This window comes from Halorarius halobius (genome assembly GCF_024298865.1).
In the GTDB taxonomy this organism is placed as follows: Archaea; Halobacteriota; Halobacteria; order Halobacteriales; family Haloarculaceae; genus Halorarius; species Halorarius halobius.
In genome coordinates, this window is sequence record NZ_CP101161.1 from 999454 (window position 1) to 1018482 (window position 19029).

Consider the following 19029-nt stretch of genomic DNA (forward strand, 5'->3'; position numbering starts at 1 on the left):
CGGGAGTTAATCGGGCGGGCGGAGTAGCCGGGGGTATGCCGCGGGCGCACAACGGTGGCGTCGACCTCTACTACGAGCGGGTGGGCGACGGCCCGACCGTCGCCTTCCTGCCGGAGGCGGGGCTCGGCGCGTGGTCGTGGGGGTGGCAACACGACGCCGTCGTCGGCCCGTACGAGGCGCTGGTCGTCGACCCGCGGGGGACCGGCCGGTCGGACGCGCCGCCCGGCCCGTACGACGCCGCGACGCTGGCGGCGGACCTCGAAGCCGTGTTCCGCGACGCGGAGGTACGGGCCGCCCACCTCGTCGGCCACGGCCTCGGCGGCGCCGTGGCGCTGGCGTACGCCCGCGAGTTCAACCGCGCCCGGTCGCTCACCTGCATCGCCACGCCCGCCTCGGGGCAGGTGGTCGACGCCGACGCGCTGGAACGACTGTTCGGCGACGACTGGCCCGACGTCGCCTTCTCGCAGTCGTACGTCGGCGTGGCGCCCCGCGACGAAATCGAGGGCTGGCGCGAACTCGACGACGCCGGCCCCGAAGCGCGGCGGGCGCTGTACGCCGCCTACGAGGCGTTCGACCCCGGCCCGCTGTACGAGTACGAGACGCCCGCGCTCGTGCTGGGACCGCTCGACAGCCCCGTCGTGCCCGCCGACGCCTGCGAGGCGCTCGCCACCGGCCTGCCTCGCGGCGAGTACGAGGCCGTCGAGGGGCGACATCTCGCGCACCTGGAGCACAGCGTCGCCGTCAACGACCGCCTGCTCGGCTTCCTGGAGGCGCTGTGAGGCTCGACCTGTCGGCGCTGACCCGCGACGCGCGGACGGTCGACGCCGAGGAAGCCGAGCAGGCCGGCGTCCTCGTGCCCGTCATCGAACGCGAGGGGGCCCACTACGTGCTGTTCACCGAGCGGGCCGACCACATGCCGACCCACGCGGGCGAGATGTCGTTCCCGGGTGGCGGCCGCGAAGCCGACGACGCCGACCTCACGGAGACGGCCCTGCGCGAGGCCCGCGAGGAGGTCGGTATCGACCCCGAGAGCGTCGACCTGCTCGGGCGACTCGACGACGTACCGGGGCCGTACGGTCACGTCGTCCGACCCGTCGTCGGGCGGGTGCCGGACCGCGACTACCGGCCGACCTCCGCGGAGGTGGCGCAGGTGGTCGTGCTTCCCGTGACGGCGCTCGTGGAGCCGACGAACTACACGACGGAGGAGCGGAGCCACCCGGACCGCGGGACCGCACGGCTCCCCTTCTTCCGCGTCGACGGCCACACCGTCTGGGGGCTGACGGGGTTCATCCTGCAGGAACTGCTCGCGGCGACGACCGACTGGACCCCGCCTGAACAATAATTCACCGGAGAAAACCGACATCGGGATTTTAAGTTTAGACACGCTCCGTTCGAGCGATGAGTGGTGAGGCGGGGGACACCGGGCAGAGCTACCCGTACGGCGAGCGGCACGACTCCGACCCGGAGTGGGCCGCGGGCAACGAGACCGTCGACCGGGAGTTCGCGTGGGAGCCGAGCGGCGGCGCCGCGCCGTTCCATCCCGTAATCCAGCATCTCCGGGCGGTCGGCGTGGTCGCCGTCGTGCTGGTGGTCGTCGTCGGGGGCGCGCTCGGCGCCGCGACCGGCCCCGGGGTGACCGACACCTGGGACGAGATGACCGAACGCGTCGACGGTGCGCTTGGCGGCAACGCCACCCCGACGGAAACGACCGTCGGCGGCGTCGGTGCGGCCAGCCCCACCCCGACCGCGACGGCCCCACCCACCGCGACGCCGAGTCCGACGCCCACCGATTCACCGACCGCAGTGCCGACGGACTCGCCCACACCGACCGACTCGCCGACGCCGACGGAGAGCCCGACGCCCGAACCGACCGACACGTCCACGCCGACCCCGACCGCGACGCCGACCGAAAGTAGCGGTGCCGGTGGTGGCGGAGGGACCGGCGGCGGCGATAGCGGCGGGGACGGTGGCGGGGGGAGCGACGACGGCGGCGGCGACGGAGGCTCGTCCACCGACTCGCCGACACCCACCGATTCACCGACGCCGGCCGACGACAGCCCCACGGAGACCGACACGCCGGACGACAGCCCGACCGAGTCGGACACGCCGACCGACGATAACCCGACCGACGATAACCCGACTGACTCGCCCGAACCCGACACGCCGACGGCCACGGACCCGCCGGACGACGACACGCCGACGGAGACCGACACGCCGGACGACGGTTTCCTGCCCTTCGGGATGGTCGGCGACGGGTGGCTGGCCACGTGGCTCCTCACGCTCGGGCTGACGGCGCTCGTCGTGCGCCGGAACTGACGCGGGCGTCACGCTCTTGTGACCCGACAGGCTAGCGACGCCAAATGAGTCGGCCACGTCTCGCGCTGGTGAACGCCTCCCACGCCGCTCAGAACACCCGGCGGAACTTCCGTCGCGAGTTGGACGCGGACCTCGTCGAGTTCCACGTCGTCGACGAGCAGTACCCCGAGGGGTTCGACTACGACGGGTTCGTCGTCACCGGTTCGCGGTCGTCCGTCTACTGGGACGAGCCGTGGTACGAGCCGACGACCGAGTGGGTCCGCGAGGCCATCGACCGCGGCCTGCCGGCGCTGGGCATCTGTTTCGGCCACCAGTTGCTCGCGGACGTGCTCGGCGGCACCGTCGAGGACATGGGCGAGTACGAACTCGGCTACCGCACCGTCGAGCAGGTGGGGGCCGACCCCGTGTTCGACGGCGTCGGCGAGGAGTTCCTCGTGTTCACGACCCACTCGGACGCGGTGACGGAACTGCCGCCCGGCGCGGAGCTCATCGCGGAGAACGACTACGGGGTCCACGGGTTCCGCAAGGGGGGCGTCGTCGGGGTGCAGGCCCACCCCGAGTACGACCAGCGGACCGCCGAGGCCGTCACGCGGGGGAAGGACCTCCCCGACGAGCGCATCGAGGCGGTCTGTGCGGACATCACCGACGAGAGCTACGCGGCCGCCTGCGAGTCGAAGCAGGTGTTCGAGAACTTCCTTCAGCGCGTTCGGACGGAGGCTCCGGCGGCCGCAAGCGACGACTGAGCCCGCTTGCCGGCCGCGTCGGCGGCCACCAGCACGGTCACGCTGGCGACGACGATGGCGCCTTCAAGCGGCGTCGCCAGCAGGCCCAGCGAGACGATGAGCGTCGTCGCGCAGGCCGGCGCGTGGCGGGCGTCGAGCGCGAGCATCCCCCCCGTGGTGAGCCCGACCGACAGCGCCGCGCTCGCGGCCAGGCGCACGCCGCCGAACGACAGCGCGGGCGGGGGGCTGGTGCCGACCAGCGGCGCCGCCAGCAGGCCGTAGGCGAGAAGGCCCGCGAGCACCCCGATAGCGTGGCCGCCGACCACCTGCCGGGGCTGGCTCGTCCGGCGGCGCGGGTGGACCGCGAGCAGGTACGCCGTCGGACCGAGGCTCGGGAACAGGAACGGCCGGCCCGTCGCCCACACCAGCGCGCCGAGCGCGACCAGTAGCACGGCCGCGTGGATTGCCGCACGGAGCGTCTCGCGCACACCGGGCCTGCCGGGCGGACGCCGAAAAGCCCCCCGATGTCGCCCGGGCCGACGACGCTCGGCGGCGGAAGGAGCGTTTTTACTGCTGGACGCGCATGCTCGTGTATGCTTGACTACGTCGGGCTGGAAGCCGACCTGACCGAGGAGGAACGGCTGGTCCGCGATACGGCCCGCGAGTTCGTCGAGGAGACCGTCCGCCCGGACATCGGCGACCACTGGATAGACGGCACCTTTCCGACCGACCTCATCGAGGAGATGGGCGAGTTGGGCTTCTACGCGCCGAACCTCTCCGGCTACGGCCTGCCCGACCTTTCCGAACGTGCCTACGGCGTCCTCATGCAGGAACTGGAAGCCTGCGACTCGGGGCTCCGCTCGATGGCCAGCGTCCAGGGCGCGCTCGTCATCTACCCCATCCACGCGTTCGGCTCCGACGCCCAGAAGGAGGCCTGGCTCGAGGACCTCGGCGAGGGGAGAGCCGTCGGCTGTTTCGGCCTCACCGAACCCAGCCACGGCTCGAACCCGTCGGGGATGGAGACCCACGCGGAGAAAGACGGCGACGGCTACGTGCTGAACGGCACGAAGACCTGGATTACGAACGCCCCACTCGCTGATGTCGCCCTCGTCTGGGCCCGCGACCGCTCGGCCGACGACGACCCCATCCGCGGCTTCCTCGTCGAAACCGACCGCGACGGCGTCGAAACGCCCAAACTCGAGGACAAACTCTCACTTCGGGCTTCGGTCACCGGCCAGATAGAACTCTCGAACGTCCACGTCCCCGCGGAGAACGTCCTGCCAGACGTGAAGGGGATGAAAGGGCCGCTCTCCTGTCTCACACAGGCACGGTTCGGCATCGCGTGGGGCGCGGTCGGCGCCGCCCGCGACTGCTTCGAGACCGCACGCGAATACGCCACCGACCGCGAACAGTTCGGCCAGCCCATCGGCGGCTTCCAACTCCAGCAGGAGAAACTCGCCGAGATGGCGACCCAGATCACCACGGCCCAACTGCTCGCCTACCGGCTCGCGGAGTTGAAAGAGCGCGGCGAGTTGCGCCCGGAACAGGTGTCGATGGCGAAACGCAACAACGTCCGGATGGCCCGCGACCAGTCGCGGGTCGCCCGCGAGATGCTCGGCGGCAACGGCATCACCGCCGACTACTCGCCGATGCGTCACATGGCCAACCTCGAAACCGTCTACACCTACGAGGGCACCCACGACATCCACTCGCTCATCATCGGCCACGACCTGACTGGGATTCCCGCATTCGAGTAGCTCGGCTACGAGAACGGGAAGCCCCGTCAGCAAGCGAGAGTCCCGCATTCGAGTAACCGACGACAGTCGGCTGACGACCGTCAGACCGGCAGTTCGACCCCGTCACGTCCTGCGGTTTTACTTCCAGTCCGGATGGCTGGGTCTTATGATACCCCAGCCCCTTCCATCGGATGCACACGCTCTTTCCCCATTCCCCTTTTTCCCGAAAGACGTAGAACCCCGCGTGGGGTAGCCGGTGGTATGCTCGACGTAGCCGAGGTGCTGGAGGCGCGCCAGCGCGTCTCGGAGGTCGCGCGACACACCCCGCTGGACTACTCGCACACGTTCTCGGACCGGACGGGTGCGGAGGTCCACCTGAAACTGGAGAACCTCCAGCGCACCGGGTCGTTCAAGATACGTGGCGCGACGAACAAGATAGCGCAGTTGACCGACGAGCAGCGCGAGGCGGGCGTCGTCACCGCCTCGGCCGGCAACCACGCGCAGGGCGTCGCGCTTGCGGCCACCCGGGCCGGCGTCGACGCGAAGATAGTGATGCCGGAGTACGCGCCCGTCTCGAAGGTGGAGGCGACGAAGGACTACGGCGCGGAGGTGGTGCTGTACGGCGTCGACTACGACGAGGCCCAGACGAAGGCCCACGACCTCGAGCGCGAGGAGGGTCGCACCTACGTCCACGCGTTCGACGACGAGGCCGTCATGGCCGGACAGGGCACCATCGGCCTCGAAATCGTCGAGGACTGCCCGGACCTCGACACCGTCGTCGTCCCCATCGGCGGCGGCGGTCTCATCTCCGGCATCGCCACCGCCGTCAAAGCCCAGAAGCCCGACACGCGCGTCGTCGGCGTGCAGGCGGAGGGCGCGTCGTCGGTCGCCAAATCCCTCCGGAAGGGCCACCCCGTCGAGACGGCTGAGGCCGACACCATCGCGGACGGCATCGCCGTCCGGAAGGTCGGCGAACACACCTTCGACGTCATCCAGGAGCGCGTCGACGAGGTGGTGACGGTCAGCGACTCCGCCATCGCCACGACCCTCGTCGACCTGCTCGAACGCTCGAAGACGCTCGTCGAGGGTGCGGGCGCGGTGGCGCTGGCGGCCCTGCTGGAGGGGACCTTCGAGTACGAGGAGGGCGAGGTCGTCGTCCCAGCGCTGTGTGGCGGGAACATCGACCTGAACGTCCTGCGGACGGTCATCACCCGCGGCCTCGTCGAGGACGGTCGCTACCTCAAGATACGGACCGTCCTCAAAGACCGGCCGGGGTCGCTGGAGAAACTGCTGGAGGTCATCGCCGAGGCGCGGGCCAACATCTACGGCATCCAGCACGAGCGCACGTCGCTGGACACCCGCATCGACCAGACCGAGGTCGAGTTGGACCTCGAAACGCGGGGCCACGACCACATCGCCGCGCTCATCGAGGAACTGGAGGCGCACGGCTACCCCGTCGAAGTGGTGGTGTAGAAACGGCGCTGTCGTCGCCGATACGACTGCTCGGCCAGGGGTCGAAAGAACCCGAGAGGTGTGAGCCGCTTACTCCGCTTCGCCCTGTTCCGCGGCGCACTTCGCGTGCCGCTCCACTACGAGGTCTCGTTCCCTGGGGTCACTCGGCCTCGCCCTGCTCGATGGGCGCGCCGACGAGGTTCCCCCACTCGGTCCAGGAGCCGTCGTAGTTGACGGTGTCCTCGTAGCCGAGCAGTTCGTGGAGCGCGAACCACGCCACCGACGAGCGCTCGCCGATGCGGCAGTAGGCGACGGTGGTGCCCTCGCCGTCGATGCCGTGCTCGCCGTACAGTTCGGCGAGTTCGTCGTACGTCTTGAACGTCCCGTCGTCGTTCGTGACGGCGGCCCACGAGATGTTCTGTGCGCCGGGGATGTGGCCGCCGCGCTGGGCCGTCTCCTGCAGTCCCGGGGGCGCGAGAATCTCGCCCTTGAACTCCTCGGGCGAACGCACGTCGACGAGCGGGACCCCCCGCTCGATGGCGTTCTCGACGTCCTCCCGGTAGGCGCGGATGGACTCGCGGGGGCCGCCCGCCTCGTAGTCGACGGCCGGGAACTCCGGCACCTCGTCGGTCGTCGGGTAGTCGTTGTCGAGCCAGTAGTCGCGGCCGCCGTCGAGCAGGCGCACGTCGTCGTGGCCGTAGTACTTGAACTGCCAGTAGGTGTAGGCGGCGAACCAGTTGGAGTTGTCCCCGTACAGCACGACGGTCGAGTCCTCGCTGATGCCGTGGCTCCCCAGCAGGTCCTCGAAGTCCTCCTTCGAGAGGATGTCCCGCTCCGTCTGGTCCTGCAGTTGCGTCTCCCAGTTGAAGCCGATGGCGCCCGGCGCGTGGGCCGCGTCGTACGCCTCCGTGTCCACGTCGACCTCGACCAGCCGATAGGCGGGGTCGTCGCTCCCGAACTCGTCGAGATGCTCCTCCACCCAGTCGGCGGAGACGAGCACGTCGTTCGCGTAGTCAGTCATGGTGCAACCGTCGATACACGCGCGGCCCGCATATCCCTGTTACTGCCGGACAGTTCGGCCACCGCTCGCTATTCGCGGTGTTTGTTGCCGCTATCGGAGCGGCGCGCGGGCCACGTTCGGCCGGGAGGGGCCGTGAGCGGGCCGAACGGGCGGCGTGTGGCGATGGTGCGCCCTCGCGCGGGCCGACCCGGAAAATGATGCCGCTACCCCGGAGCATGGCCGGGCGTGGCCGCCGACGCCGGGTTGAAACGCGGCGGCGACCGAGTGGGAGTATGCACCCGAAGGTCGTCCCGCCGTCGTGGCTCGCCGACCGGCTGGACGAGGTCCGCGTCGTCGACGTCCGCGACGCCTGGGAGTTCGAGGGCATCGGCCACGTCCCCGGCGCGGTGAACGTCCCGTTCGACACGTTCCGCGGCGACGACGGCGAGGCCGGGAAACTGCCGGGCGCGGCGGCGTTCGCGGAACTCGTGGGCGAGGCGGGCATCTCGAACGACGACCGCGTGGTCGCGTACGACGACCACCACGGCGTGTTCGCCGCCCGCTTCCTCGTCACCGCCGAGTTGTACGGCCACGACCCCGCGAAACTGCATCTGCTCGACGGCGACTTCTCGGCGTGGCAACGCGGGTTCGAGACGACCAGCGAGGCCGAGGTGCCCGATACGGTCAGCTACGAGGCCGCCTTCGACACCGAGGGGCCGCTCGTCCCGATGAGCGCCGTCGAGGACGCCATCGAGTCGGGGGCGGTCCTCGTCGACACCCGGGAACCGTGGGAGTTCGAGGAGGGCCACATCCCCGGCGCGGTACAGTTGGACTGGCAGGAGGTCGTCGACGACGAGACGCGCGGCCTCCGACCGGAGGCCGAACTCCGCGAGCTGTTCGAATCGAAGGGCATCGTCCCCGAGAAGCGAATCCTGCTGTACTGCAACACCGCACGGCGCATCAGCCACACGTACCTCGTCCTCCGGCATCTCGGCTACGAGGACCTCGCGTTCTACGAGGGGTCGCTGACCGAGTGGGAGGAGGAGGGCGGCGAACTCGTCACCGAGTAGCGCCGTTCCAGTTGTCGCCGACCAGCCGCACCACCGACGCCAGCAGTGCCACCGCCAGCGGGCCGGCGATGAACCCGACCGCACCCACCGAGAGGACGCCACCTGTGAAGCCGATGAAGTAGACGCTCCCGGGGAGTTCCGCGGTCCACTCGGCCAGTTTCGGCCGCACCGTCGCGTCGGGGAGGAAGCCTATCAGCGGAAGCCCGACCACCAGCACCAGCACCGCCCGCGTGACCGCGCCGAGCGAGAGGTCGACCGCCGCGAGCAGGACGATGAGGATGCTCGGCCCGACGATGGGGACGAACTGGAGCACGCCCGCGACGACGGCGTAGCTGAACGCCGCGTCGTAGCCCAGCAGGGAGAACACGACGAACGCGATGGCGAACGTGGCGACGGCCGTCGCCGCCTGCAGGACGTAGATGGCGTACAGCGTCGTCGTCACCCGCTCGTGGAGCGTCTCCAGTACGTCGTGGTACGACACCGGCACCAGCCGCCGGATGGCACGCCCGGGCGCGCCGGGGTACAGCAACAGCGCGTAGAGGACGAACGCGAACAGCGCGGCCTTCAGCGCGATGACGGGTGCGGCCCGGGCTACGTCGATGGCGACGCCGCGGACGGACTGTGCGGCCGCGGGGACGATGTCGGCGAGTTCCACCCGGTAGCTGAACCCGCCAGCCCGGAGGACGACCACCTCGGGGAGCCGCCGCAGGAGGTCAAGCACCGCCCGCCGACGCCGGTAGACGACCAGCGCCAGCGGCACCAGCACGGCCACCCCCGCGAGGAACGCCGCCGTCGTCGCCACGGCGCTCGCGGCCTGTCGGCCCAACCCCCGGTCGACCAGCCAGTCACGAACCGGCAACAGCACGTACGCGACGGTGACGGCGAAGAACACCGTCCACAGCACCTCTCGTAACAGGTACGTCGTCACCAGCGCCACGACTGCAAGCACCGCGGCCAGCACCCACCGCCGTTGCCGGTCGGGTCGCACGACCCCGCTTCCCCCGGAACCGACGAAACCCTTTCGCCGAGTTCGGGTCGCTTTTGTACCACCGACTGCAACCACTCGGTAATGGATAGGAACGACGGTAGACGACGGACGGGAGTCTCGCGGCGGGGCTATCTCGCGGCCGCGGGCGCGACCGGGACGGCGGCGCTCGCCGGCTGTATCGGCTACGGCGGCGGGGGGCCGCCGAGCGGCACGCTCACGGTCGCCACCTACCCCTCGATGGTCGACGGCGACGGCGCGGCCGGCCCCTGGCTGAAACAGGAGTTCGAGAAGCAGTACCCCGAGGCGACCGTCGAGTTCGCCACGCCCGAGTCGGGGCTGAACTACTACATCCAGCGCGCCAGGGAGGGTATCCCCATCGAGGCGGACCTGTACGTCGGGCTGAACGTCGACCACCTGCTACGGCTGGACACGGAACTCGACGACGACCTGTTCGACTCCGTCGACAGCATCGACCGGCGCGACCAGGTGAAGGAGGGCCTAGAGTTCGACCCGAAGGGCCGGGCGGTGCCGTACGACACCGGCTACATCTCGCTGGTGTTCGACGAGAGCGAGGTCGAGGAGCCGAAGACGTTCGCGGACCTGACGACCGACCCCTACGAGGGGACGCTCATCGTCCAGAACGCACAGTCGTCCGCGACGGGGCGGGCGTTCCTGCTGTGGACGGTCAAGCAGTTCGGCGCCGACGGCTATCTCGACTACTGGCGGCGACTCGACCGCAACGACATCACCGTCCTCGGGACGTGGGACGACGCCTACACCGCCTACTCCAACGGCGAGCGGCCGATGGTCGTCTCCTACTCGACCGACCAGGTGTACGCGAACCGCTACGACCAGGACATGACGCGCCATCAAATCGGCTTCCTCAACGAACAGGGGTACGCCAACCCCGAGGGAATGGCCCGGTTCGCAACCGCCGGCGACGACGGGTTGGCGACGGCGTTCATGGAGTTCGTGCTCCGGCCCGAGGTGCAAGGCGAGATAGCGGTCCGCAACGTCCAGTTCCCGGCGACGCCGAACGCCGACCTGCCGGAGACGTTCGACAAGTACGCGAAGGAGCCCCCGGAGCCGGTGACGTTTACCTACGACGACCTGAAGGGGAAGGTGGATGGCTGGGTCGAGGACTGGGCACGGGAGATCGCGCAGGGCTGAGCGGGTCGCGCTCCCGCTGGTCGGCCTCGCCACCGCCGCCCTGCTGGTGGTGATGCTCTACTACCCTGTGGGAACGGTGCTGGCCCGCGCCGTCTCGGTCGACGGCACGCTCACGCTCGACCCCCTGCTCGCGGTGCTGTCGGACCCGTTCTACGTCGGCGCGCTCGCCGGCGCGGTGCAGAACCCCGCGGGCGTCCCCGCCGGCGTCCTCGCGTGGGCCGTCGACAGCGCCGCACGCGTCGCGGCCGCGGACGGCCTGCGGGCGGCGCTCGGCGCGCTCGTGGCCGCGGTGCCGCCGTTCGGCCTGTTCGGCTTCACCGCGTGGCAGGCCCTGCTGTCGACGCTGGCGAGCCTCGCGCTCGGCCTGCCCGGCGCCTACCTGCTCGCCCGCTTCGAGTTCCCCGGGCGACGGACGATAGAGTCGCTGACCGCGGTGCCGTTCGTCCTCCCCTCCATCATGGTCGCGGTGGGGTTCGTCGCCGCGTTCGGGTCGAACGGCGCGCTCAACGACCTGCTCCGGACGCTCGGCCTCCCGACGTTCGACCTCCTCTTTACGCTCGAAATCATCGTCCTCGCACACGCCTTCTACAACGCGCCCCTCGTGACGAGAATCGTCGCCGCGGCCTGGGAGACGGTCGACGCCCGCGCGGTCGAGACGGCCCGGTCGCTCGGGGCCTCACCCCTGCGAGCGTTCCGCGACGTGGTCGTTCCCCAGCTCCTGCCGGCGGTGCTGACGGGCGCGCTCCTGACGTTCATCTTCACGTTCATGTCGTTCCCCATCATCCTCGCGCTCGGGGGGCTGAAACTCGCGACCGTCGAGGTGTGGCTGTACGACCGCGTCCAGCAACTGCGGCTGACCGAGGCCGCGGCGCTGGCCGTCCTCGAGAGCCTCGTCTCGCTGGGGCTCACCTACGCCTACCTCCGCTACGAGGCGGCGGCCTCGGGCTCGGACCGCGCCGTCTCGCCGCTCCCCCGCGAACGGCTCGGTGGCCGTCTCGACCTCAAGCGGGTGGCGCTGGCGGGCTACGGGCTGGTCGTCGCCGTCGTCGTGTTGCTCCCGCTTGTCAGCATGGTCGCGGAGTCGCTCACCGGCCCGAACGGACTCACGACCCAGTACTACGGCTACCTAATGGAGCGACAGGCCTCCGACGTGACCGTCCAGACGAAACCCGGCATCGCGGTCAGGAACAGCCTCATCTTCGGCGTCGGCACCCTGCTGGTGGCGGTGCCGATGGGCGTCGTCGTCGCGTTCGTCACCAGCCGCGAGGGGCCGCTCTCGCGGTTCCTGGGGACGGCGTCAATGCTCCCCTTCGCGGTGTCGGGCATCGTCGTCGGCCTCGGCCTGCTCGACGGCCTCGTGTTCGGCCTGCAGGTGGGGGGCGTTCGGCTGGCCGTCGCCGGCCCGGTCGCAATCGTCGCGGCCCACGCCGTCGGCGCGTACCCGTTCGTCGTCCGCAACGTCGCGCCCCTGCTCGGTGACCTCGACAGGCGACTCGTCGAGTCGGCCCGCGCGCTCGGCGCGACCCGGGGGCGCGCGCTGGTCGACGTGGAACTGCCGCTGGTCGCGCCCGGTCTCGCGGCGGGCGCGGCGTTCGCGTTCGCCATCTCCATCGGCGAGTTCGATTCGACCGTCATCCTCGCGGAGGGGTCGCGGGCGTACACGATGCCGGTCGCGGTCGAACGGTTCTTGACCGACCGGACGCTGGGTCCGGCCACGGCGATGGGCACCGTGTTGCTCGTCGTGACGGCGGCGGCGTTCGTCGTCATCGACCGCGTCGGGGGGCGGTACCGTGAGTAGCCTCTCGCTCGCGGGCGTCACGAAGCGGTACGGCGCGACCACCGCGCTCACGGACGTGCGCCTCGATATCGAGGACGGCGAGTTCTTCACCCTCGTCGGCCCCTCCGGGTGCGGAAAGACCACCACCCTGCGGACGGTCGCCGGGTTCGAAGACCCGACCGAGGGGACCGTGCGGTTCGGCGACGAGGACGTCGCGGGCCTCCCCCCCGAGGACCGCGACGTGGGCATCGTGTTCCAGCAGTACTCGCTGTTCCCGCATATGACCGTCGAGGAGAACGTCGCCTACGGCCTCCGGTTCACCGACCGGGAGGACGGCGCTCGCGTCGCGGAGTTGCTCGACCTCGTGGGGCTGGCCGGGATGCGCGACCGCGACCCCGGCGAACTCTCCGGGGGCCAGCAACAGCGGGTGGCGCTGGCCCGCGCGCTCGCTCCGAGTCCGGACGTGCTGTTGCTCGACGAACCGATGAGCGCGCTCGACGCTCGCCTGCGCGAGCGCCTGCGCCGCGAGGTGCGCCGCATCCAGCGGGAGACGGGCGTCACCACCCTCTACGTCACCCATGACCAGGCGGAGGCGCTCGCGGTGTCGGACCGAGTGGCCGTCATGTCCGAGGGCCGCGTCGAGCAAGTGGGTACCCCCCGCGAGGTGTACCGGGAGCCGGCGACCCGGTTCGTCGCGGAGTTCGTCGGCGAGAACAACGTGTTCGACGGCACCGCCGCCGGCGACGGCGTCGAGGTGGGCGACGCCACCTTCGCCGTCGAGGGCGACACCCCGTCCGGCGAGGCCGTCACGCTCTGTGTCCGCCCGGAGTCGATGCGGGTCGACGCGGGGGCGAACACGCTGACCGGCACCGTCGACTACGCGGAGTTCCTCGGCGAGGCGGTCCGGGTGGGGCTGACGTGGCAGGACCGGGAGGTGGTCGTCCGCGTCGACGCCGCGGGCGTCGACCGCCTGCCCGAGACGGGCGAGTCGCTGACCGTCGGCTTCGACCCCGAGAGCGTGGTCCGCCTCGACGCGACGGCGAGCGACACGACTTAGTGGGTCTCCCGCTTGCCTCCGGTGTGCCGCGCTTCGAGTACCCCTGTCCCGGCTGTCGGACCCGGAGCAACCTCCACGACGCCGACTGCTCGTTCGAGGGCGTCGCCTGGACCGACATCGAGGCCGCGTACGTCGACGTGCTCTCGCGGCTCTCGCGGCGACCCTACGGCGAGGAGGAGCTTCAGGGCGCTATCGACGACTGGGGCGGCCTCCACTCGGCCGCGCTCTCGCGGCTCAGGGGCGACCAGCGGGTCGACGAGCGCGACGGCGACCTGGAACTGCTGACCGCGGAGGCGTACAAGGAGCGGGTGACGCATCCGACGATGGAGCCGCTCCAGACCATCTACGAGAAGGGGAGCGTCCCCGGTGCCCACGACAACGCCGTGTTCGCCCTCATCGCGTTCTACGAGATGGTCGGCCTCTCGTGGGAGGAGACGAAAGAGCAGATGCTGACGTGGCTCGAGGAGTCGGGGACGTGGACCCGCGGCGGCTTCGAGGAGGACACGCCCGAGGAGCTGGTCGACTCGAAGAAACACGTCTACCAGCAGGGGTACGGCTGGAAGCAGGCGGGCAAGGAAGCGAAGGCAGTCATCGACCGGCGGCTATGACGGTGGCTCGTCGTTGTGGGTCGTGTACTCTTCGTAGGCCCGCTGTTTGAGTTCACGGTATCGCTCCCGCGACCCGGGTTGTTCCAGACAGGGCGCGTACGGACCGGGAGACGTTCCCCCGTGTGCCCGGTTCGTCGAAGCCAGTCCGGACCACGACACAGAGCCCGCGTCAACCACGTACTGCCGGCATCAGGCCGCCGATTGGGCGGCGCTCTCAGGGTAGCCCAGCGGCGACTGATTGCGGAGATAGTAGCCGACAACCAGAAGCGAGAGCGCGTCGGCGATGACGATGCCGAGGGTCACCATCTCGGAGGTGTAGCCGGCGACGAATCTGAGGATGTTCGAGAGGACCAGAACCGGGGGAGCCAACAGCAGGAGTCCGAAGGCGACTGAATCGGCGTGAGTTCGAAAGACGGCAACGCTGAACGCTACGAACCCCAAGACACTGCCCACGATGACGCCCGGGATGAAGAAGGCGCCCATCGGCTCGTACACCCCTGCAACGAGGCCGGTGATATCGACGAACACGACGACAGCCATGACTGCGAAGGTCACGACGCCGATTCCTGCACAGACTGCGCCCACGCGAGAGAGCCACCGACTCTGCTCGGACAGTGCAGGATACAGCCCGAGTAACCCGACGAGGGCGATGGTCCAACCGACACCAACGAACAACTGCCCGGGCAACAGGTAACCCTCTGCACCCGTCGACATGTTCATCGCCAGCCACGCCGCATCGACGGCCAGCAGTAGCCCGCCGACCAGGAAGGCCGTCGAGCGCCGTTTCCCGAGGGATTCCCACAGCCTGGTCCCGGACGCCGTCGCCGTCATGACGACCCACCCGTCGGTGTCGGCTCCGTCCGGCCGGTCGGTCGAGACGCGGTTCGGAGACCGTATCCGATAGCCAACGTGAGCACGGTGAATATGCCGCCGACAGTAGCGGGAAGCCAGTCCGGCGGATTGATTCCCACGACGGCGAACACCCCCATGTATCCGCCAAAGGTTGCGGCGATGCCCAACAGGAGGATGCCGACGCTCCGTGAGGGGACGCCGGACCGGGCACTGATTCCCCCGAACACCAGGGACCCGACGAGCAGTAGAACGAACAACACCACCGCCAACCCATCGCCCGGAAGCGACACGACCTCGAGAACAACACCGAGTACTGCCCACACAACCATCCCGACGTATCCGAGCACGGTGATGGCCGCGAACGCCAGACCGACCAGCGCCAGCCGTGGTGACTGGTCGTTGACCCGGGGATAGAACCCGAGCAGACCCACAGCGAGGCCCATCAACGCAGTGATGTAGAACACGGCTTCGATGACCTGTCCTGCCGTCCCGATGCCGCCGAGGAACCGATTGATGATCAAGAAGACTGTGGCGCCGAGAAACGACACTCCCGCAACGAGAAACACGGTATCGGTCCACGTTTCGAGTCGCTCCCATTGTCGCGTGTTGACGTATAACATACTCGGTAGTCGCCGCTACTCGAACTAAATTCAATTTACCAGATGTCCCCATGTGGCTATCATCTGGACGAAGTTGCTCTGATCACTGCGCACACACTCTGCGCGATTAGTTCGGCGACTCGTAATTGAACGAAGTAACGCCACCGTTCCGACCGTGCCCTCCGTGTACAGCAAGCGCGTACTGACAGAGCGCGGGGACGACACGCACCGGTGTGCTACCGCTTCACCCCGTGTCGAACCCCGTGAGGCTACAGAGGGTCGAAGATACGGCAGATGGTCGGAGAGATGGAGAACAGATACGGTGGAAGGACCTACTTCAGTCGCTCTGGATGCGGGGGGCGAGCATGTACGTCACGGAGCCGTCGCCCTCCGCGATGTCGAAGTGCATCTTGACGGGGAACTCCTCGCCGAGTTCCATCGTCACCTCGGCGTCGCTCGGGATGGCCTTGTTCATGTCCTTGAGGTAGTCCAGCGAGAACAGCGAGCGGGCGTCGCCGGGCGTCAGCGCGATGAGGTCGTCCGTCGTCAACTCGAGGTGGACGTCGTCGGTGTCGCCCTCGGCGTCGACGTAGAACAGTTCGCCGTCGGCGTCGACGCCCAGCGCGATGTGGTCGCTCACCATGTCGGCGGCCTTGACGGCGCGTGCGATGTCGCGGCCCTCGATGACGACCTCCGCGGGCAAATCGAGGTCCGGGAGGTCCGGCTCCTGGCGGATGGAGTCGGGGTCGATGAGCGCGAGCGTCCCCTCCAGCCCCTCGATCTGGATGTGGAGCTTCCGGGTCTCCTCGTCGAGTTCCAGCTGGATGAGCTGGTCGGAGTCGGCCATGCCGGCGAACTCCTCGAGGCGGGCGAGGTTGACGCCGATGACGCCGCCGTCCGTCTCGTAGGACTCGAAGGCGCTCGCGGAGAGTTCGAGGTCGACCATCCCGACGTTCGCGGGGTCGACCGCCCGAATCTCGAGGCCGTCGTCCTCCAGCCGTATCTTGCACTCGTCGACGAGCACGCTCACCGAATCGAGCGCGTCCCGGAGCGTCTCGGCGCTCACGATAGCCTTGAACATCTTGCCGGCGGCTACGAAACGGCGTGATAAAAACTCACCCCTTCCATGCTAGTCTGCGCCCGCGAGCGCGTGGCTCGCTCGCGCTGGCGTCGCCGTGGCCGCGGGCGCTCGGCCCGGTCAGGCGTCGACGGACGCGCCCAGTTCCGCCAGCAGGTGACCCAGTTGTGCCCGGTCGCTGGTCGACTCGGTGAGCGCGAGGTCCACGTCGCCGGCCAGTTCGTACAGCGCCGCCAACTGGCGGCCCTCGTACCGCGAGCGGGCGACCCGCAACACGTCCTCGAGTATCTCCTCGCCGCTGTACCCCTCGTCGTAGACGAGGTCGTCGAGGTGGCTCCGGGCCTCCGAGAACTCGCCGGCCTCGGCGGCGTCGAGCATCTCGCCGATAATATCGTCGTCGCCGATGTCCCCCAGCGCCTCGTAGGCCGTCTGCATCGTCACCGCGCCCTCGCCCTCGTAGGCGGTCTGTGCGCCCAGCACTGCCTTCCGGAGGTCGCCGCCGCCGTAGCCGGCGACGTACTCCAGCCCCTCGGCGTCGTACTCGGCGCCGGCGGCCGCGACGACCCGTTCCAGGGCATCGACCGTCTCCTCGTGGCTCGGCGCCCGTACCGGCACCGGGAAACACCGCGACTTGATGGGCGGGATGAGCTTCGACGGCTGGCGGGTCGTGACGACGAACTGCGTCGAGGCGGCGTACTGCTCCATCACGCGGCGGAGCGCCTGCTGGAAGTCCTCGCGGATTGACTCGGCGTTGTCGAGCAGGACGGTCTTGTACGTCCCCGAGACGGGCTGGTACGACGCCGACTCCTTGAGGACGTGGTTTATCATGTCTCGTTTGCTCATCGACGAGCGGCCCTCGAGAAACGACGCGAACCGGGGGTCCGACCGTATCTCCTTTTTCGTCCGGTCGAAGAAGTCCGCGACGTTTATCTCCACGAGGTCGTTGTCGGGGTCCTCGTGGGCCTCGCGGGCCAGCGCCCGGGCCGCCGCCGTCTTTCCCGACCCCTTCGGGCCGAACAGCACGAGGTTGATGGGTTCGTCGGCGGCCTCGGTCAGATAGTCGCGGACCGTCGGCTGGGGGAGGTCCGCGACCGCGGGGGCGTACTCATCGGTCCACAGCGGCGACTCCATTCCTGTCCGCGAGTTGGCGACCGGAGGGTATGAAGGTGGCCGTCTAGCCCCGCCCGGTCCACTTCGCCAGCAGGAGCGTCCCCTCGTGGAGCACTATCATCGTCGCGGCGACGATGATGGGCGCCATCCCGGTCGGGTCCGGCGAGAACAGGAACGCCAGCCCCGCGTAGACGCCCCAGAAGATGAGCCGGCGGTCGGCTATCCACCGCCGCGTGACCAGCCCCATCATCAGCGCGAGCATGATGAACAGGGGAATCTGGAACACGATGGCGAACCCGCCCATCATCAGCACCATCAGGTCGAACGTCTCGGTCAGGCCGAACGCGATGGTCGTCGCGGAGTCGGAGTAGTAGACGAAGTACGTGAAGATGGCGGGGATGACGAGGAAGTGGGCGAAGGCGACCCCGGCGGTCGCAAGCAGGAGGCTCGTGGGGACGGACGCGAGGTAGTAGCGGCGCTCCTTCGGGTAGAGGCCGGGACGCATGAACAGGTACGTCTGGTAGACGAACACCGGAAGCGCGACGAGGAAGCCGACGAGCGTGGCTACCTTCAGGCGCGCGAGGATGACAGCCAGCGGGTGGTACACCCGGGGACAGGCGGCGTCGCCCGGCCCGAGGTTCCCCGCGGTGACGGCCGCCTCGGGACACTGCGAGACCGTCCCCGGGAGATACGAGTACCACAGGAAGTTGATGAGGTCCGTGCCGAACGGGAACACGATGCCCGAGACGACGGCCATCACCACGACGACGACGCCAAGCCGCTTGACCATCTCCTCGATGTGGTCCGCCAGCGGCATCTCCTGGTCGTCGGGCGCGCCCTCGTGGACCGTCGTCTCCTCGACCTGGTAGTCGTCGTAGTCCGCGTAGGGGTTGTCGTCGGCGTAGCCGCCGTCGGAGTGGGTGTCGGCCGTCTCGCCGGCCTCGCCCGTGGACATCGCCTCCATCTCCGCTCGCTCCTCCTCGCTGACGTCCGACTCGGGCATCCCGTACCGCTCGTGGAGGTCGTTGGGGTCCTCCTCGGCCGGGTCCGGGACGTCGTACTCCCCGACCGGGTCCGGGTAGTCGTCGGGGTCGACCGCCTCGCCCTCGAACTCGACGTCGTCGGCGTGGAGGCGGTTGAACTCCTCGTCCGTGGCGACGGCGTCGTCGTTCGGGGCCGGGGCGTCATCCGGGGCGTCCGTCCCCGACGTGGGCGCGTCGTCGTCCGCCTCGTCGCCCGGGGCGTCCGAGGCTGGCGCGTCGTCCCCGTCGCCCGCCTCGTCGACGGCCTCCGCGTCGGTGACGTCGTCGGAGCCGTCGTCGTGAGCGTCGGGGTCGGCGGACTCGTCGGTGTCCGTCCCCGCGTCGTCGGTCGAGTCCCGACCCTCACGGTCGTCGCCCGGCTCCTCAGCCATTACCCGCCGGTCCGTCCCGCCCGATTGTAAGCCTTCTTCTCCGCACACGGCAGGGAACCGCCGGCCGCCGGCGCGGCGTC

19 protein-coding genes are annotated in these 19029 nt (G+C 69.4%); 11 read left to right on the forward strand and 8 right to left on the reverse strand.

Annotated elements, in window-relative coordinates; translation table 11 throughout:
- Positions 1–35 precede the first annotated feature (35 nt).
- From NL112_RS05345 to NL112_RS05360, 4 genes are read left to right on the forward strand one after another with little or no spacing between them, the layout of a single operon-like run.
- On the forward strand, positions 36–779 hold the full coding sequence (locus NL112_RS05345; RefSeq protein ID WP_255151594.1) for an alpha/beta fold hydrolase: 744 nt from the start codon (positions 36–38) through the stop codon (positions 777–779).
- Positions 776–1342 carry an NUDIX hydrolase gene (locus tag NL112_RS05350; protein WP_255151595.1) on the forward strand — a complete coding sequence of 189 codons (567 nt, stop codon included), beginning with the start codon at positions 776–778 and terminating at the stop codon, positions 1340–1342. Before NL112_RS05345 ends, NL112_RS05350 begins: the two co-directional genes overlap by 4 nt.
- Positions 1343–1398: 56 nt before the next feature.
- A complete protein-coding gene (locus tag NL112_RS05355) occupies positions 1399–2316 on the forward strand; it encodes a hypothetical protein (RefSeq protein ID WP_255151596.1) in 918 nt (305 codons plus the stop codon).
- 44 nt (positions 2317–2360) lie between these two features.
- Positions 2361–3059, forward strand: a complete 699-nt coding sequence (locus NL112_RS05360) for a type 1 glutamine amidotransferase (protein ID WP_255151597.1) — start codon at positions 2361–2363, stop codon at positions 3057–3059.
- On the opposite strand, the gene NL112_RS05365 is transcribed toward NL112_RS05360, so the two are convergent.
- On the reverse strand, positions 3014–3526 hold the full coding sequence (locus tag NL112_RS05365; RefSeq protein WP_255151598.1) for an HPP family protein: 513 nt from the start codon (positions 3524–3526) through the stop codon (positions 3014–3016). The two genes, NL112_RS05360 and NL112_RS05365, sit on opposite strands and share 46 nt — an antisense overlap.
- Before the next feature lie 105 nt (positions 3527–3631).
- Here NL112_RS05365 and NL112_RS05370 point away from each other — a divergent pair, with 105 nt between their 5' ends.
- The gene (locus tag NL112_RS05370; protein ID WP_255151599.1) at positions 3632–4795 is read left to right on the forward strand and encodes an acyl-CoA dehydrogenase family protein; all 1164 of its coding nucleotides are present in this window, start codon (positions 3632–3634) and stop codon (positions 4793–4795) included.
- 240 nt (positions 4796–5035) lie between these two features.
- Positions 5036–6247: a threonine ammonia-lyase gene (gene ilvA, locus NL112_RS05375; RefSeq protein ID WP_255151600.1), complete on the forward strand. Its 1212-nt coding sequence runs from the start codon at positions 5036–5038 to the stop codon at positions 6245–6247.
- A 139-nt stretch (positions 6248–6386) separates the two neighbouring features.
- Here ilvA and NL112_RS05380 read toward each other — a convergent pair whose 3' ends face one another.
- Positions 6387–7247: a sulfurtransferase gene (locus NL112_RS05380; protein ID WP_255151601.1), complete on the reverse strand. Its 861-nt coding sequence runs from the start codon at positions 7245–7247 to the stop codon at positions 6387–6389.
- A gap of 272 nt (positions 7248–7519) precedes the next feature.
- Here NL112_RS05380 and NL112_RS05385 point away from each other — a divergent pair, with 272 nt between their 5' ends.
- The gene (locus NL112_RS05385; protein ID WP_255151602.1) at positions 7520–8296 is read left to right on the forward strand and encodes a sulfurtransferase; all 777 of its coding nucleotides are present in this window, start codon (positions 7520–7522) and stop codon (positions 8294–8296) included.
- On the opposite strand, the gene NL112_RS05390 is transcribed toward NL112_RS05385, so the two are convergent.
- On the reverse strand, positions 8286–9284 hold the full coding sequence (locus NL112_RS05390; protein WP_255151603.1) for an AI-2E family transporter: 999 nt from the start codon (positions 9282–9284) through the stop codon (positions 8286–8288). The genes NL112_RS05385 and NL112_RS05390 overlap by 11 nt on opposite strands.
- Positions 9285–9365: 81 nt before the next feature.
- Here NL112_RS05390 and NL112_RS05395 point away from each other — a divergent pair, with 81 nt between their 5' ends.
- The 4 genes from NL112_RS05395 to NL112_RS05410 are packed head-to-tail and all read left to right on the forward strand — an operon-like array spanning position 9366 to position 13896.
- Positions 9366–10454: a thiamine ABC transporter substrate-binding protein gene (locus NL112_RS05395; RefSeq protein ID WP_255151604.1), complete on the forward strand. Its 1089-nt coding sequence runs from the start codon at positions 9366–9368 to the stop codon at positions 10452–10454.
- The gene (locus NL112_RS05400; RefSeq protein WP_255151605.1) at positions 10411–12252 is read left to right on the forward strand and encodes an ABC transporter permease; all 1842 of its coding nucleotides are present in this window, start codon (positions 10411–10413) and stop codon (positions 12250–12252) included. The genes NL112_RS05395 and NL112_RS05400 overlap by 44 nt, the downstream gene beginning before the upstream one ends.
- Complete coding sequence (locus NL112_RS05405) at positions 12245–13288, forward strand: ABC transporter ATP-binding protein (RefSeq protein WP_255151606.1); 1044 nt, start codon at positions 12245–12247, stop codon at positions 13286–13288. The genes NL112_RS05400 and NL112_RS05405 overlap by 8 nt, the downstream gene beginning before the upstream one ends.
- Before the next feature lie 23 nt (positions 13289–13311).
- The gene (locus NL112_RS05410; protein WP_255151607.1) at positions 13312–13896 is read left to right on the forward strand and encodes a DUF7474 family protein; all 585 of its coding nucleotides are present in this window, start codon (positions 13312–13314) and stop codon (positions 13894–13896) included.
- Positions 13897–14085: 189 nt separating this feature from the next.
- Here NL112_RS05410 and NL112_RS05415 read toward each other — a convergent pair whose 3' ends face one another.
- The 5 genes from NL112_RS05415 to tatC form a co-directional block, all read right to left on the reverse strand.
- Entirely contained in the window at positions 14086–14727 is a 642-nt protein-coding gene (locus tag NL112_RS05415; protein ID WP_255151608.1) for a hypothetical protein, read from the reverse strand.
- The gene (locus NL112_RS05420) at positions 14724–15368 is read right to left on the reverse strand and encodes a hypothetical protein (protein ID WP_255151609.1); all 645 of its coding nucleotides are present in this window, start codon (positions 15366–15368) and stop codon (positions 14724–14726) included. Before NL112_RS05420 ends, NL112_RS05415 begins: the two co-directional genes overlap by 4 nt.
- Before the next feature lie 316 nt (positions 15369–15684).
- The gene (locus tag NL112_RS05425) at positions 15685–16428 is read right to left on the reverse strand and encodes a DNA polymerase sliding clamp (protein ID WP_255151610.1); all 744 of its coding nucleotides are present in this window, start codon (positions 16426–16428) and stop codon (positions 15685–15687) included.
- Between the two features lie 117 nt (positions 16429–16545).
- A complete protein-coding gene (locus NL112_RS05430; RefSeq protein ID WP_255151611.1) occupies positions 16546–17556 on the reverse strand; it encodes an AAA family ATPase in 1011 nt (336 codons plus the stop codon).
- Between the two features lie 43 nt (positions 17557–17599).
- A complete protein-coding gene (tatC, locus tag NL112_RS05435; protein WP_255151612.1) occupies positions 17600–18949 on the reverse strand; it encodes a twin-arginine translocase subunit TatC in 1350 nt (449 codons plus the stop codon).
- Positions 18950–19029: the final 80 nt, after the last annotated feature.

Coding starts and splice junctions, on each gene's coding strand:
- NL112_RS05345 (WP_255151594.1), top strand. CDS start 36: ATGCCGCGGGCGCACAACGGTGGCGTCGACCTCTACTACGAGCGGGTG.
- NL112_RS05355 (WP_255151596.1), top strand. CDS start 1,399: ATGAGTGGTGAGGCGGGGGACACCGGGCAGAGCTACCCGTACGGCGAG.
- NL112_RS05360 (WP_255151597.1), top strand. CDS start 2,361: ATGAGTCGGCCACGTCTCGCGCTGGTGAACGCCTCCCACGCCGCTCAG.
- NL112_RS05370 (WP_255151599.1), top strand. CDS start 3,632: ATGCTTGACTACGTCGGGCTGGAAGCCGACCTGACCGAGGAGGAACGG.
- ilvA (WP_255151600.1), top strand. CDS start 5,036: ATGCTCGACGTAGCCGAGGTGCTGGAGGCGCGCCAGCGCGTCTCGGAG.
- NL112_RS05380 (WP_255151601.1), bottom strand. CDS start 7,247: ATGACTGACTACGCGAACGACGTGCTCGTCTCCGCCGACTGGGTGGAG.
- NL112_RS05385 (WP_255151602.1), top strand. CDS start 7,520: ATGCACCCGAAGGTCGTCCCGCCGTCGTGGCTCGCCGACCGGCTGGAC.
- NL112_RS05395 (WP_255151604.1), top strand. CDS start 9,366: ATGGATAGGAACGACGGTAGACGACGGACGGGAGTCTCGCGGCGGGGC.
- NL112_RS05400 (WP_255151605.1), top strand. CDS start 10,411: ATGGCTGGGTCGAGGACTGGGCACGGGAGATCGCGCAGGGCTGAGCGG.
- NL112_RS05415 (WP_255151608.1), bottom strand. CDS start 14,727: ATGACGGCGACGGCGTCCGGGACCAGGCTGTGGGAATCCCTCGGGAAA.
- NL112_RS05420 (WP_255151609.1), bottom strand. CDS start 15,368: ATGTTATACGTCAACACGCGACAATGGGAGCGACTCGAAACGTGGACC.
- NL112_RS05425 (WP_255151610.1), bottom strand. CDS start 16,428: ATGTTCAAGGCTATCGTGAGCGCCGAGACGCTCCGGGACGCGCTCGAT.
- NL112_RS05430 (WP_255151611.1), bottom strand. CDS start 17,556: ATGGAGTCGCCGCTGTGGACCGATGAGTACGCCCCCGCGGTCGCGGAC.
- tatC (WP_255151612.1), bottom strand. CDS start 18,949: ATGGCTGAGGAGCCGGGCGACGACCGTGAGGGTCGGGACTCGACCGAC.